Annotated in this window: 10 protein-coding genes and 1 tRNA gene; 4 read left to right on the top strand and 7 right to left on the bottom strand. The window is 72.2% G+C overall.

Annotation, left to right across the window (positions count from 1 at the left end; genetic code table 11):
* Positions 1–2: 2 nt before the first annotated feature.
* From EHO50_RS01805 to EHO50_RS01790, 4 genes are all read right to left on the bottom strand, one after another.
* On the bottom strand, positions 3–377 hold the full coding sequence (locus EHO50_RS01805; RefSeq protein WP_128428006.1) for a YchJ family protein: 375 nt from the start codon (positions 375–377) through the stop codon (positions 3–5).
* A gap of 13 nt (positions 378–390) precedes the next feature.
* Positions 391–1734 carry a M1 family metallopeptidase gene (locus EHO50_RS01800; RefSeq protein WP_128428005.1) on the bottom strand — a complete coding sequence of 448 codons (1344 nt, stop codon included), beginning with the start codon at positions 1732–1734 and terminating at the stop codon, positions 391–393.
* A gap of 77 nt (positions 1735–1811) precedes the next feature.
* A complete protein-coding gene (locus EHO50_RS01795) occupies positions 1812–5690 on the bottom strand; it encodes a Pls/PosA family non-ribosomal peptide synthetase (RefSeq protein ID WP_128428004.1) in 3879 nt (1292 codons plus the stop codon).
* Between the two features lie 270 nt (positions 5691–5960).
* Positions 5961–6045, bottom strand: a tRNA-Leu gene (locus EHO50_RS01790).
* A 189-nt stretch (positions 6046–6234) separates the two neighbouring features.
* Between EHO50_RS01790 and EHO50_RS01785 the strand changes: the two genes are divergently transcribed.
* From EHO50_RS01785 to EHO50_RS01775, 3 genes are all read left to right on the top strand, one after another.
* Positions 6235–7560, top strand: coding sequence for a M20/M25/M40 family metallo-hydrolase (locus EHO50_RS01785; protein WP_128428003.1), 1326 nt, complete (start codon positions 6235–6237; stop codon positions 7558–7560).
* Positions 7561–7717: 157 nt separating this feature from the next.
* Positions 7718–7951, top strand: a complete 234-nt coding sequence (gene chpH / locus EHO50_RS01780; RefSeq protein WP_128428002.1) for a chaplin ChpH — start codon at positions 7718–7720, stop codon at positions 7949–7951.
* A gap of 152 nt (positions 7952–8103) precedes the next feature.
* On the top strand, positions 8104–8925 hold the full coding sequence (locus tag EHO50_RS01775; protein ID WP_128428001.1) for a chaplin: 822 nt from the start codon (positions 8104–8106) through the stop codon (positions 8923–8925).
* Positions 8926–9029: 104 nt separating this feature from the next.
* Here EHO50_RS01775 and EHO50_RS01770 read toward each other — a convergent pair whose 3' ends face one another.
* Positions 9030–9218 carry a DUF5703 family protein gene (locus EHO50_RS01770; protein WP_005485166.1) on the bottom strand — a complete coding sequence of 63 codons (189 nt, stop codon included), beginning with the start codon at positions 9216–9218 and terminating at the stop codon, positions 9030–9032.
* 47 nt (positions 9219–9265) lie between these two features.
* On the opposite strand from EHO50_RS01770, the gene EHO50_RS01765 reads away from it, so the two are divergent.
* Positions 9266–9988: a hypothetical protein gene (locus tag EHO50_RS01765; RefSeq protein WP_128428000.1), complete on the top strand. Its 723-nt coding sequence runs from the start codon at positions 9266–9268 to the stop codon at positions 9986–9988.
* 129 nt (positions 9989–10117) lie between these two features.
* On the opposite strand, the gene EHO50_RS01760 is transcribed toward EHO50_RS01765, so the two are convergent.
* A complete protein-coding gene (locus EHO50_RS01760; RefSeq protein WP_128427999.1) occupies positions 10118–12370 on the bottom strand; it encodes an ATP-dependent DNA helicase in 2253 nt (750 codons plus the stop codon).
* Complete coding sequence (locus tag EHO50_RS01755) at positions 12367–13350, bottom strand: aldo/keto reductase (protein ID WP_128427998.1); 984 nt, start codon at positions 13348–13350, stop codon at positions 12367–12369. Before EHO50_RS01755 ends, EHO50_RS01760 begins: the two co-directional genes overlap by 4 nt.
* Positions 13351–13532 lie beyond the last annotated feature (182 nt).

Raw genomic sequence — 13532 nt, 5'->3', positions numbered from 1 at the left:
CGCTAGCTCAGGAACTCCCCGTCCACATACACCCACGCCCCATCGACCCGCTCGAACCGGCTCAGCTCATGCAGCGACCCGCCCCGGTAGGACGCCCGGAACTCCACGGTGCCGGTCGTGTGGAACGCCGTGCCGTCTCCCGCCGCGAGGATCTCCAGCCCCGTCCACCGCATCCCCGGATCGAGGTCGAGCCGCGGCGGCCGGGTCCGCGGGTGCCAGGTGCGCAGGAGATACGCCTCGTCGCCCTTCACGAACGCGCTGTACCGCGACCGCATGAGCGCCTCGGCGGTGGGCGCGGCAGCCGTTCCGGAGTGATACCGGCCGCAGCAGTCGTCGTACGCCTTGGGCAGCCCGCACGGGCAGGAACGCGTCGTCATGCCCGCCATTGTGCTAGCCCGCCGCCCGCGTCGGGGCCCCGGGCAACGGCGGCAGCGCCGCCCCGTACACCCACGCCTCGAACAGCTCGTCCACCGGCTCGGTCGCGAAGCGGGCCACGTGCGAGGCGAAGGCGGCCGTCGTCACCGTGCCGCCCCGGTGCAGCTGTCCCCAGGCGCGCAGCATGCGGAAGAAGGCGATGTCGCCCAGCGCGCAGCGCACCGCGTGCAGGACGAGGCCTCCGCGCTCGTACAACCGGTCGTCGAACATCGACTTACGACCTGGATCCGCCAGCCGCAGATCCTGCGGCAGAGACACCAGCAACCGGTGTGCGGCAGCGGCGAGTTGCTGCGCCGTGCGCCCACCCGACCGCTCCGACCACAGCCACTCCGCGTACTTCGCGAACCCCTCGTTCAGCCAGATGTGCCGCCAGTCGGCGATGGACACGCTGTTGCCGAACCACTGATGCGCCAGCTCGTGCGCGACCAGCCGCTCCGAACCCCGGGCCCCGTCCACGTGGTTGGCGCCGAACAGCGACAACCCCTGGGCCTCGACCGGGACATCGAGTTCTTCCTCCGTCACGACGACCGCGTACTCGTCGAAGGGGTAGGGCCCGAACAGCTCCTGGAAGAGCTCCATCATCTGCGGCTGGCGCGCGAAGTCCCGGGAGAACTCCGGCAGCAGATGCGCCGGAATGTGCCCGTGCTGCGGTACCCCGCCCAGGCCCGGGTCGCCCAGCAGGACCGTCTGGTACTTGCCGATCGACAGCCCGACCAGATAGCTGGACGTCGGCGCCGACTGCTCGTAGACCCAGGTGGTCGTGGACGCCTTCGTCGTACGGGTCAGCAGGCGCCCGCCCGCCACCACCGCGTACGCCGACGGCGTGGTGATCGAGATCTGGTACGACGCCTTGTCCGCGGGCCGGTCGTTGCACGGGTACCAGGACGGCGCCCCGATCGGCTGGCTCGCCACCAGCGCGCCGTCCTCCAGCTCCTCCCAGCCGAGCCCGCCCCAGGGGCTGTTCACCGGCTTGGGGTTGCCCGACCAGTGCACCTCGACCGTGAAGGCCGCCCCGGCGCGGACCGGCTTGGCGGGGCGCACGCGCAGCCGCCCGCCACGGTGCGTGTAGTGCGGCTGCCGTCCGTCGACCCGGACCCGCCCGATCTTGAAGTCGCCCAGGTTCAGCACGAACTCGGCGAGCGGTGCCCGTCCCGCGATGGCGTTGATCCGGGCCGTCCCCGACAGCCGGTTCGGGCCCGGGCGGTAGTCCAGTGCGAGCTCGTACCGGTGCACCCGGTAGCGGGGGTCGCCGTGCTCCGGGAAGTACGGGTCCGCGCCCGCCGTCTGCTGAACTGCCACTGCCGTCTGTGCTCCCTGCGCCGTACTGCTGCCACTCCCCGCCGGCCCACCGCTCTCCGGCTCCGAGTGGGCCGGCATCAGGGACGCCATGCCTCGATCGGATTGCCGAGCCAACGGGTGTCGTCGGGGACGGACTCCGCGGCCATGACGAGCGAGGCGGGACCCAGCGTCGTACGGGCCCCGATCGCGCTGCCGGGCAGGACGATCCCGCCAGGACCCAGCGTCGCGCCCTCACGGAGGACCACAGTATCCGTCCGCAAGATCCGGTCGTGGAAGAGGTGCGTCTGCAGCACACAGCCCCGGTTCACGGTGGCCGCGTCCTCCAACGTCACCAGATCCGTCTCCGGCAGCCAGTAGCTGTCCACCCACACGCCCTTGCCGATCCGCGCACCGAGCCCGCGCAGCCACGCCGTCATCACCGGCGTACCCGGCACCGAACCCGCCAGCCACGGCACGGCGAGCACCTCGACGAAGGTGTCCGCCAGCTCGTTGCGCCACACGAAGGAGGACCACAGCGGATGCTCACCGCTGTGATGCCGCCCCACCAGCAGCCACTTCGCGAGGATGGACACGAGCCCTGCCACGGCCCCGGCACCCAGCAGCACCAGCCCCGACAGCAGCGGCGCCCAGACGCCCAGCGCGCACAGCGCGGCGATCGTCAGCACCGCCAGCCCCGCCGAGCAGAACACCGGCACGATCCGGCACAGCTCCACCAGCCCGCGCGCCCACAGCAGCCGGGCCGGCGGGTCGTACGTCAGGCTCTGATCGCCGTCGGCCGCGGCACGCGGCAGCTTCACCGGCGGCAGCCCCAGATACGAGGTGCCCTTCTTGGCCTTCTTCGGCGTCGCCGACAGCACACCGACCAGCCCGCCGTCCGGCACGGTCCGCCCCGGCGCGGTCATCCCCGAGTTCCCGAGGAAGGCCCGCCGCCCGATCTCCGCCCGCCCGATCCGCATCCAGCCACCACCGAGCTCGTACGGCGCGGTCAGCGTGTCGTCGGCCAGGAACGCGCCCTCGCCGACCGTGGTCAGGCTCGGCAGCGCCAGCACGGTCGACACCTCGGCGCCCCGCCCGATCCGCATCCCGAGCAGCCGCAGCCACACCGGCGTGACCAGCCCGGCGTACAGCGGGAACAGCGTCTCGCGCGAGCGGTCCATCAGCTGCGTGACCGTCCAGGCCTGCCAGCCGACCCGGCTGTGCGTCGGGTGCGTGCCCTCGCGCAGACCGAGGCTCAGCAGCCGTACCGCGATCAGGAGCATGACGGCGTACGCCAGCCCGAAGGCGAGCGTCGCCGGTACGAGGGCCAGCGCGGCGCCCGCCAGGGGCGCGTCCGGCGTGAAGAACACCCGGGCCACGACGAACGCGGCCGTCCCGGCCAGCACGGGAAGCGCGGTCAGCGCGAAGCCGGTGAGGCCGTACATCACACGCCAGTACGTCCCGCGCCGCGGCCGCTCCTTGGGCCAGTTGCGCTTGGCCTTGCCCAGCTTGACCGCCGGCGCGCCCGCCCACCGCTGACCGGTGGGAATCTGCCCCGTGACCGCCGAACCGGGCGCCACCTCGGCCCGCTTGCCCACCCGGGCACCGGGGAAGAGCATGCTGCGCGTGCCGACAACGGCATGCGCGCCCACCTTCACCGCGCCGATCTCCAGCCGGTCCCCGTCCAGCCAGTACCCGGACAGATCCACCTCGGACTCGACAGCCGCGCCCCGCCCCAGCTTGAGCAGCCCGGTGACCGGCGGCAGCGAGTGCAGGTCGACATCGGGCCCGACCTTGGCGCCCAGCGCCCGCGCGTACCGCTCCAGCCACGCCCCGGTCAGCGAGGTCGCCCCGCTGAACTCGGCCAGCCGCTCGGCGGCCCACAGCCGCAGATGCACACTGCCACCGCGCGCGTACCGCCCGGGCTTCACGTCCCTGAGCAGCAGCCGCGCGCCTCCGGCGGCCAGCGCGAGCCGCCCCGGCGGGCTGAACAGCACGAGGGCCCCGACCGCGACGAGCCACCAGGGCGCCGTGGGCAGCCACGGGTAGGCGGGCAGCAGATTCCCGAGCGCGGCCAGAGCGACCGTCCAGCGCAGCCCGAGCAGCGTGAACAACGGAACGAGGAGCAGGAGTTGCACCACCTGCGCGCGCCTCGGCACCGGCGCGACGACCCGCTCCGCCCCGTCGTCCTGCGCGGACTCCTCCAGCCGCCGGGCCAGCTTCCGCAGCACCGGCTGCTGGTAGATGTCCAGGACGGCCGCGCTCGGATAGCGGGTACGCAGCCGTGTCGTCAGCTGCGCCGCGGCCAGACTGCTGCCGCCGATCGCGAAGAAGTCGACCCGCGCGCTCGACACCGGGATGCCGAGCACCTCGCTCCACTGCTCGGCCAGCCAGGCCTCGGTGCCGTACAACTCCTCGGCCGGACCACCGGTTTCGAGCCCCTCCAGCGGCCAGGGCAGCGCGTTACGGTCCACCTTGCCCGAGGTACGGGTCGGCAGCTCGTCGACCGGCGCGAGCAGCGGCACCAGCGCGGCGGGCAGTTCGGCCCGCAGCTTCTCGACGGCGACGGCGTGATCCCAACCGTCCTGCGTGACGGCGTAGCCGACGAGCAGCTGATTACCACTGCGAGCGGTCCGCACGGCGGCGGCCGCACCCGCCACACCCGGCAGCGCCTGGAGGGCGGCATCCACCTCACCGAGCTCGATCCGCCGCCCGCCGAGCTTGATCTGCTCGTCGGCCCGCCCGAGAAAGACCAGCCCCTCGGGCTCCGCCTTGACGAGGTCACCACTGCGGTACGCCCGCTCCCAGCCCAGGGAGTCCAGCGGGGCGTACTTCTCCGCGTCCTTCTCGGCGTCGAGATACCGAGCCAGCCCGACCCCGCCGATCACCAACTGCCCGCTGCCACCCATCGGCACAGGCTCCCCGGCCTCGTCGACGACGGCCAGTTCCCAGCCGTCCAGCGGCAGCCCGATCCGGATCGGCTCCTCCCCGCTCATCAGCGAGGCACAGGCCACGACGGTCGCCTCGGTCGGCCCGTACGTGTTCCACACCTCGCGCCCCTCGGTGACCAGCCGCTGCGCCAGCTCGGGCGGACAGGCCTCGCCACCGAAGATCAGCAGGCGTACGTCGCCCAGGGCCTCGGGCTCCCAGAGCGCGGCCAGCGTCGGCACCGTCGACACGACGGTGATCTCCTGCTCGACCAGCCACGGTCCGAGATCGGCCCCGCTCCTGACCTGCGAACGCGGCACCGGCACCAGACAGGCCCCGTACCGCCACGCCAGCCACATCTCCTCGCAGGACGCGTCGAACGCGACCGACAGCCCCGCCATGACCCGGTCCCCGGGCCCGATCGGCTCCTCGGTGAGGAACAGCGCGGCCTCGGCGTCCACGAACGCGGCGGCACTGCGGTGAGAGACGGCGACGCCCTTCGGCTTCCCGGTCGAGCCGGAGGTGAAGATGATCCACGCGTCGTGCTCGACACCGGGACGGGCGGCCGGAACCTCGCTGCGACCGGTGACGGTCAACTCGTGCCCGGCCCCCACGACGGCCCGTACGTCCGCCTCCCCGAACACCAACTCGGCCCGCTCGTCCGGGTCCTCGGCGTCCACGGGGACGTATGCGGCCCCGGCCGCGAGCACGGCGAGGATCGCGACGTAGAGGTCATTGGTCCCGGACGGCACCCGCACCCCCACCCGGTCACCGAGCCCGACCCCGGCGGCCGCGAGCCCCCGCCGCAGCCGCTCCACCTCGACGGCCAGCCCACGGTAGGTCAGGCTGGTCGTGCCGTCGTCCAGAGCCGGCTCATCCGGGAAAGACCGTACGGAGGCCTCGAAAACGTCGACAAGGGTGCGTGGGGAAGCCGCCGGCCCCCCGGAGAAACGTGCCGTGTCACCGAACCGCTGCTGGATCTCCGCGCCGAGCCCTGTACCGATCTCTTCGCCGAGCAGGCCGAGAGCACTGCTCTCCTGTATGGCTGCCATCCGGTCCTCGCGTCTCGATCCCGGAAGCCTCCGGGGCGCTGGCGGGCCCGCAGGTCTGCCTGGGGTTGTCCGGCTCCAGCTCCGTAACAAGCCGGAAATTTTAGTACGACGCTAGGTTCGGGCACTTCGATACGCCACTCGGAGCAGCCGTTCGGGGCGGCGGGGCGCCGTCGGAACAGGCGCTGACCTGGTGATCTTCGACCGGACGAGACTTCCCCCACACACGGCTGAGGGCCGTGACCTCACGGTCACGGCCCTCGCCATTTCGCGTGTCCGAGGGGGGACTTGAACCCCCACGCCCGATAAAGGGCACTAGCACCTCAAGCTAGCGCGTCTGCCATTCCGCCACCCGGACAAGGTGTCTGTCGTGCGGGGTTTCCCCCGCGGCGACAGAGGAAACATTACCAGGCTTTCGAGGGCGGTCCGATCACCCCCCGTCGCGGCGTGAACGGCGTGTGACGGGTCGCGGCCGGTCTTGGGCGCAGCCTGCGGGAGGGGGAGGATGAGGGGGACCACCAGCAGTAACAACGCGGGAGGAAGCAGCGTGAGCGAGACGGACACGGCCAGGGGCGTCACCGGCGAGGACGAGGTCGTGGACCTCTGCCGCGAGCTGATCCAGATCGACACCAGCAACTACGGCGACCACTCGGGTCCCGGTGAGCGCAAGGCGGCCGAGTACGTCGCCGAGAAGCTCGCCGAGGTGGGCCTCGAGCCGAAGATCTTCGAGTCGCACCCCGGACGCGCCTCCACGGTGGCCCGCATCGAGGGCGAGGACCGCTCCAGGCCCGCGCTGCTCATCCACGGCCACACCGACGTCGTACCGGCCAACGCGGACGACTGGACCCACCACCCCTTCTCCGGTGAGGTCGCGGACGGATGCGTGTGGGGGCGCGGGGCCGTCGACATGAAGGACATGGACGCGATGACCCTGGCGGTGGTCCGCGACCGGCTGCGCAGCGGGCGTCGGCCGCCGCGGGACATCGTGCTCGCGTTCCTTGCCGACGAGGAGGCCGGCGGCAAGTTCGGCGCCCGGTTCCTCGTCGACAAGCACCCGGACCTCTTCGAGGGCGTGACCGAGGCGATCAGCGAGGTGGGCGGGTTCTCGTTCACGGTGAGTGAGCAGCGGCGGCTCTATCTGATCCAGACGGCCGAGAAGGGCATGCACTGGATGAAGCTGACCGTGGCCGGCACGGCCGGACACGGCTCGATGATCCACCGGGACAACGCCATCACGGAGCTGTCGGAGGCGGTTGCGCGGCTGGGCCGGCACAAGTTCCCCGTGCGGGTCACCAAGACGACCCGGGCCTTCCTCGACGAGCTCGGTGACGCGCTCGGCACCGAGCTCGACCCGGAGAACATGGAGGGCACCCTCGCCAAGCTCGGCGGCATCGCCAAGCTCATCGGCGCGACCCTCAGCAACACGGCCAACCCCACACAGCTCGGCGCGGGCTACAAGGTCAACGTCATCCCCGGTGAGGCGACCGCGCACGTCGACGGCCGGTTCCTGCCCGGCTTCGAGGAGGAGTTCCTCGCCGACCTCGACAAGATCCTCGGGCCCAAGGTCAAGCGCGAGGACGTGCACGCCGACAAGGCCGTCGAGACGGGCTTCGACGGCGCGCTCGTGGACGCCATGCAGTCCGCGCTGGTCGCCGAGGACCCGGCCGCGAAGGCGATCCCCTACATGCTCTCCGGCGGCACCGACGCCAAGTCCTTCGACGACCTGGGCATCCGGGGCTTCGGCTTCGCTCCGCTGAAGCTGCCGCCGGAGCTGGACTTCGCGGGCATGTTCCACGGTGTCGACGAGCGGGTACCGGTGGACGGGCTGAAGTTCGGGGTCCGGGTGCTCGACCGGTTCATCGATGCGTCCTGAATTGGGCCACTGAAACGACACTTCAGTATTCGGCCAGACGTACGGGATATGGCTGGGGGGAGTGAACGCGCTCATAAGGTCGTAGCCCTATTAGTTCCTCCTCGTTACAGGTGATGCGATCAGCTACTTGTGATCGCATTGCCAACAAGGAGGAATAATGATCAAGAAGGTCGTCGCCGCTGCGGCTGCCACTGGTGGCCTGGTTCTCGCGGGCGCGGGCCTCGCCGTCGCCGACGCTGGTGCTCAGGGTGCCGCCGTGCACTCCCCGGGCATCCTGTCCGGCAATGTTGTTCAGGCGCCGGTTCACGTCCCCGTGAACGTCTGCGGCAACACGATCTCGGTGATCGGGCTGCTGAACCCCGCCTTCGGCAACACCTGCATCAACAAGTGACGTTGTGCCTCGCCCCGTGAAGTGACAGGGGCTGAGCCCGTCGGCCCCGGAGCGCGTGCCATGCGCTCCGGGGCCGACCGGCCTTTTCGGAACGTCGGTCGAATTTCCGACGTCGTCCTTTCGGAACAAGGTCGAAGGCAGGTATTCAGCAAATGCGACAGGTCACCCGCAAGGGCCTGATGACCGTGGCGGCCGCGACCGGCGTCATCGCCGCCGCGGGCGGCGCCGCCCACGCAACCGGCTCGGGTGCGAACGGCACCAGCTCGAACTCGCCCGGCGTGCTGTCGGGCAACACGGTGCAGGCGCCGGTGCACGTGCCGGTCAACGTGTGTGGCAACACGGTCAACGTCGTCGGGGTGCTCAACCCGGCGAGCGGCAACAGCTGCAGCAACCAGGGCGGCGCCTCCGCCGGCCACGGGGACTCCGGTGGCGGCTCAGGGGCGTCGACGGGTGGGCACGCCAGTGACTCGCCCGGCATCGGCTCCGGCAACCACGTCGAGGCGCCGATCGATGTGCCGGTCAACGTGTGCGGCAACAGCGTCGACGTCATCGGCATCGGCAACTCCGTCGAGGGCAACGACTGCGCCAACGGCGGCGGTGGCTCAGGCCACACCCCGCCGGGCAACCCCGGCAACCCCGGCAACCCCGGTAACCCCGAGCAGCCGGGCAACCCCGGTAACCCCGAGCAGCCGGGCAACCCGGGGAACCCCGGAAACCCCGGGAGCCCGGAGAACCCGGACGAGCCCACCCACCCCGGCACCCCGAGCACGCCGCCCAGCACGGGCGGCGAGACGCCGGGCGGTGGCTCCTCGCACGGGAACCAGCCGGGCGGCCAGTCCGTCACCCAGCCCCAGGGTGAGGCCGAGCTCGCCCACACCGGCAGTGATCTGCCGATGGGCCTCGTCCTGCCGGTCGGCGCGGGGGCGCTGCTCGCGGGCACGGTGCTGTACCGCAAGGCACGGGCCTCGGCGTAGGTCGTAGCCGTCCGGCACGAACGGATCGGGCCCCGCCTCGGCGGGGCCCGATCCGTCGTTGTTTCTCCTGCTGTCCCTGTCTCGCTGTCTTCTGTCGCCTCAGCTCACCACGTGGCCCGCACCTGGCGGATGATCCGGCGGCGCAGCCGCACCCTGCGGCTGCCGTCGCGCAGCAGGCTCAGGCGGTCCAACTCCCAGTGTCCGTACTCGGCATGGTCCGTCAGCAGGCGTGTGGCGTCCTTGCGGGAGACCCCGCGCGGTACGTACACGTCGACAAATTCGTATTCCGGCATCGCATCTATTGTGCGGGCTGGGGCCCGGTACGGATAGCGTCTGCACTATGTCTGATGCTGTGCAGCCCACCGCTGCCGAGGTACGCGCCGCCGCCGAGGCGGTCAAGACCGCGCTGGACCGCCACCTGGCAGCGGTCGAACGCCGGTCGGGTGAGGACGACCCGGCCGTCTACGAGGCGTTCAACCAGCTGGCCGCAGCCGCCGAGGTCTACGACGAGCTGCTCTACGACCGCTATGACGAGGTCACGCCCTTCGAGATCCCCGGTACGGAGGACGCGCTGCCGCCGTACACGGGCCCCGAGGAACCGAACGCGGTGAGCGTGCTGATCCGCCGCGACTACTCCGTGGTGGAGCCGCAGCGGCTGCTGGCCCAGGCCCAGCGGATCGAGGCGGCGGACTACGACGACGGCGCGGACGCTGATGCCTCCGGCACGGCGCACGGGGCGCTGGGCATCCTGTTCGGCGAGTTCGAGCCGGACGAGATCGCCTCCCGGCACAAGGAGTTCGGCCTGGAGGAGGGCGACTCCACGCTCTGGGTCACCGCCTCGGACGAGCAGGCCGTCCCCGGCGAATGGCTGGAGGCGCCCTTCGAGGGGGTCGATCCCCAGCGGGTGGTCTGCCGCTTCGACGTCAGCACGGTGTTCGACGACGAGCTGGACGACGTCGACGAGGCGGACCAGGACGACGAGGACGCCGACGACATCGAGGACGACCTCGACACGGAGCTGGACGAGGACGAGGACCTGGAGCCACTGGACTCGGACCGCTGAGCGCAGGCGACGGCTGTCGGAGGGCGGCGGTCATGGGAGCGAGGGCTTCCGTGACCGCCGCCGCTGTGTTTGACGGGGGCCCGGGGGGTGAGGGCCCGGGCCGGGGTTGGTGGTCGGCAGCGAGCGGGATCAGTCGGTCGTTGTCAGCTGCGTCGCCAGCAACGCCGGCAGGCGGGTCGTGCGGGGCTTGGCCGGGATTTCGGCGACCGCTCGGGGCAGGGCCTGTTCCGCGCCGTGGACCACGGAGAGGTGGCGGTCGGCGCGGCTGAAGGCCGTGTAGACCCAGGGGCGGCTCAGGGCTTGTGCCGCGTCGCCCGGGAGGACCACGACCACCGCCGGCCAGCGGGTGCCGGCCGCCTGGTGTGCGGTCAGGGCCCAGCCGTGCCGTACGGACTGCTCCACCCGTTCCTTCGGTACGACGACGGCCTCGCCCGCACAGGTCAGGTGCAGCCCCTCGGCGTCGGCCTTCACGACCTGGCCGGGCACCGTACGGCCCGGCGCGGGGGAGTAGGCGATGCGGTCACCGGGGTCGAAGCCGCCGAAGCGGCCGGGACCGGGGTTGAGCCGTTCCTTGAGCGCGGCGTTGAGCGCGCGGGTGCCGGCCGCCCCGCCATGACCCGGCGTGATCACCTGGGTCTTTTCGGTCGGGACGCCGATCGCGCGCGGTACCGAGTCCGCGACGAGCTGCACGGTACGGTGCACGGCCTCGCCCGCGTCCCGCACCGGCACGATCACGACCTCCTTGCCGGGCGCCTCGACCTGGTTCAGCTCGCCGATGCCGATACCGGACACCAGCTCGCCCAGCGGGCCGGGATCCGGTCGCCGCGAGGCGATCTGCGGGCAGATCCGCGCCGAAAGCAGATCGGCGAACACCCGCCCGGGGCCCGCCGACCACAACACCGCAGGATCTCCGGCCAGCACCAGCCGGGCCCCGTCCGGCAGCGACTCCGTGAGCAGGGCCGCTGTCTCGACGTCCAACTGCGGCGCGTCCAGCACGACGAGCAGATCGAGGTCGAACGCCCCGTCCGCGTCCCGACCGGGCCCCTCGGCACCGGAGAGCAGACCGGCCACGGTGGCGACACCGGGCGCGGACTTCGCCTGTGCGGGGTCGTCAGGCAGGCCCGACCCGCTCAGCAGCGCCGAGAAGCGCCCCCTGCCGACCGGGCCGTGTGCGGCCGCCCAGGCCCGCAGTCCCAGAGCCTGCGCCGTGTGCAGCAGTGCCGCCGGTTCGGTCAGGGACGCCTCCCCGCCGGTGTGGAGGACCAGGCCGTGCGCGGCGACCGCGCGGACCAGGTCGGCGGCGGAGCCCGCGGAAGCCGCGGCCCGTTCCCATTCCTCGGCCGAACCGTCCTGCTTCGGCACCGAGTTGATCAGGCGGGCCAGTCCGTCGGCGAGGCTCTCCTCCGCGAGGGCGTACCGCTCCAGGCCGACGAGGACACGGACGGGCCTCTCCTCGCCCTCCTCCAGCTCGTCGTCCCGCCGGGCCGGGGCGCCGGGCTCGTCCAAGGCGTCCTGGAAGACCAGGGCCTCGCCCTCGGCCAGGGTGTCCTGCACGGCCGTATCGGCGTCCGGCACAGCCCGCTGGGCCAGCGCGGCGGTGAGTGTGGGCATCTCCAGGGCCGTGTGCCCGGCCAGGGCCGCCTGCTCAAGGAGCCAGACGGTGACCGCCCGGCCACGCCGCTCGTCGTCCGGTCCGCACTCCGCGCCGAGCAGCGCCCGCGCGAACCCGTCGGCCTGCTCCGGCCGTACGCCGCCGACGCGCAGCAACTGCCAGGGATCCGCCCGCAGTTGGTCGTCCGCCCCCTCACCGAGGGCCGCGGCGACCTGCGGGGCGAGGGCCTCGGGCGCACCGCCTTCGTTCAGTACGCGGCGCACGGATTCGACGGTCTGCGCAGCGGGCCCCGCGGGCGCCTCGGCCACCACGGGCTGCGGCCGGCGTACCGGCTCCGGGGCGGGGCGGCGCGGTGGCTCCGGCTCACTGAACACGGTGGCCGCCGGCTTCGCACCGCTCTCCACGGCCCGTACGGCGGCGAGCAGATCGGCGGCCGTCCCGCTGAGCTTGGCCCCGCTCTCGACGGCCTTCTTCTCGGCCTTCCGCCGCTCGATCCGCTCCCGCTCGACCCGCTGAGCGGCCAGCTCGGCCTCGGCCTCCGACATCTGCGCCTTGGTGTCGCCGTCGCCGTCGCCGTCGCCGTCGCCGTCATCGGCCGCGGCGGCCTGGGCCGCGTTCTCGCCCCCGTCGCCTTCGGCGGCCCCGGCCCCTCCGGCCGGCTCTTCCCCGGCGCTCCCGGCACTCCCGGCCGTCGGCCCCCCGCCCTCCGGCGTGGCCCCCGGCGTCCCCGGCTCCGTGTCCTCCGTGGTCTCGGGCGGCTCCGTGCTCACAGCGTGCTCCAGTCGTGATCGGGATAGCGGTGCACGGGCGCCGACACGTCGTCGAGCGCCCGGCAGATCTCGTCAGGAAGACTAAGGGCCTCCACTGACAACGCCGCCGTGAGCTGCTGTGCGTTGCGCGCGCCTATGACGGGCGCGGTCACGCCGGGCCGGTCGCGGACCCAGGCGAGGGCGACCTGGAGCGGGGTCACCGCCAGCCCGTCGGCCGCCGTCTGCACGGCGTCCACGATCCGGCTCGCCGTGTCGTCGAGGTACGGCGCGACGAAGGGCGCCAGATGTTCCGAGGCGCCGCGTGAGTCGGGGGGAGTGGAGTTGCGGTACTTGGCCGTCAGGACGCCTCGGCCGAGCGGGGAGGAAGGCAGCAGGCCGATGCCGAGATCGAGCGCGGCCGGCAGCACCTCGCGTTCCACGCCGCGCTGGAGCAGCGAGTACTCCAGCTGCGTGCTCGCCAGCCGAGTCCGTATGCCCGGCGCCGCGAGCTGCCAGGTCGCCGCCTTGGCGAGCTGCCAGCCGCAGAAGTTGGAGACACCCGCATAGCGGGCGCGGCCGCTGCTGACGGCCAGGTCGAGGGCCTGGAGGGTCTCCTCCAGCGGGGTCTCCGGGTCGAAGGCGTGGATGTGCCAGACGTCGACGTAGTCCGTGCCGAGCCGGGTCAGCGAGGCGTCCAGCGCGGAGAGCAGATGGCCGCGCGAGCCGTCGAAGCGGCGGTCGGGGTCGGGCACGCTGCCCGCCTTCGTCGAGATGACCAGGTCCCGGCGCGGGACCAGCCCTTCTATGAGCCGTCCGAGCAGATACTCGGCCTCTCCGTCGCCGTACACGTCCGCCGTGTCGACGAGGGTGCCGCCCGCCTCCCAGAACGTCTTCAGGACGTCCGCGGCGTCGTGCTCGTCGGTGTCCCTGCCCCAGGTGAGGGTGCCGAGCCCGATCCGGGACACGCGCAGGCCGGTGCGGCCGAGATGCCTCTGCTCCATGAACGCCGAGATTACTGGCCAGAACCTGCCATGTGGGGGCCTGTGGATGACCAGTTTCCAGGACGGTCACCGAGGGCGCCGACGGCCGGCCGGGCGACGCCCGCCACACCGGCCTCCCCGCGAGCGGCCCGCCGCGCTAAGGTCGGCCCGACAAGGGACGTTACTGATCGGTAAGGGGAATC

The sequence above is a fragment of the Streptomyces cyaneus genome (genome assembly GCF_004028635.1).
In the GTDB taxonomy this organism is placed as follows: Bacteria; Actinomycetota; Actinomycetes; order Streptomycetales; family Streptomycetaceae; genus Streptomyces; species Streptomyces cyaneus.
The sequence above is the reverse complement of the archived record's forward strand: the minus strand, read 5'-3'. Positions and strand labels throughout refer to the sequence as shown.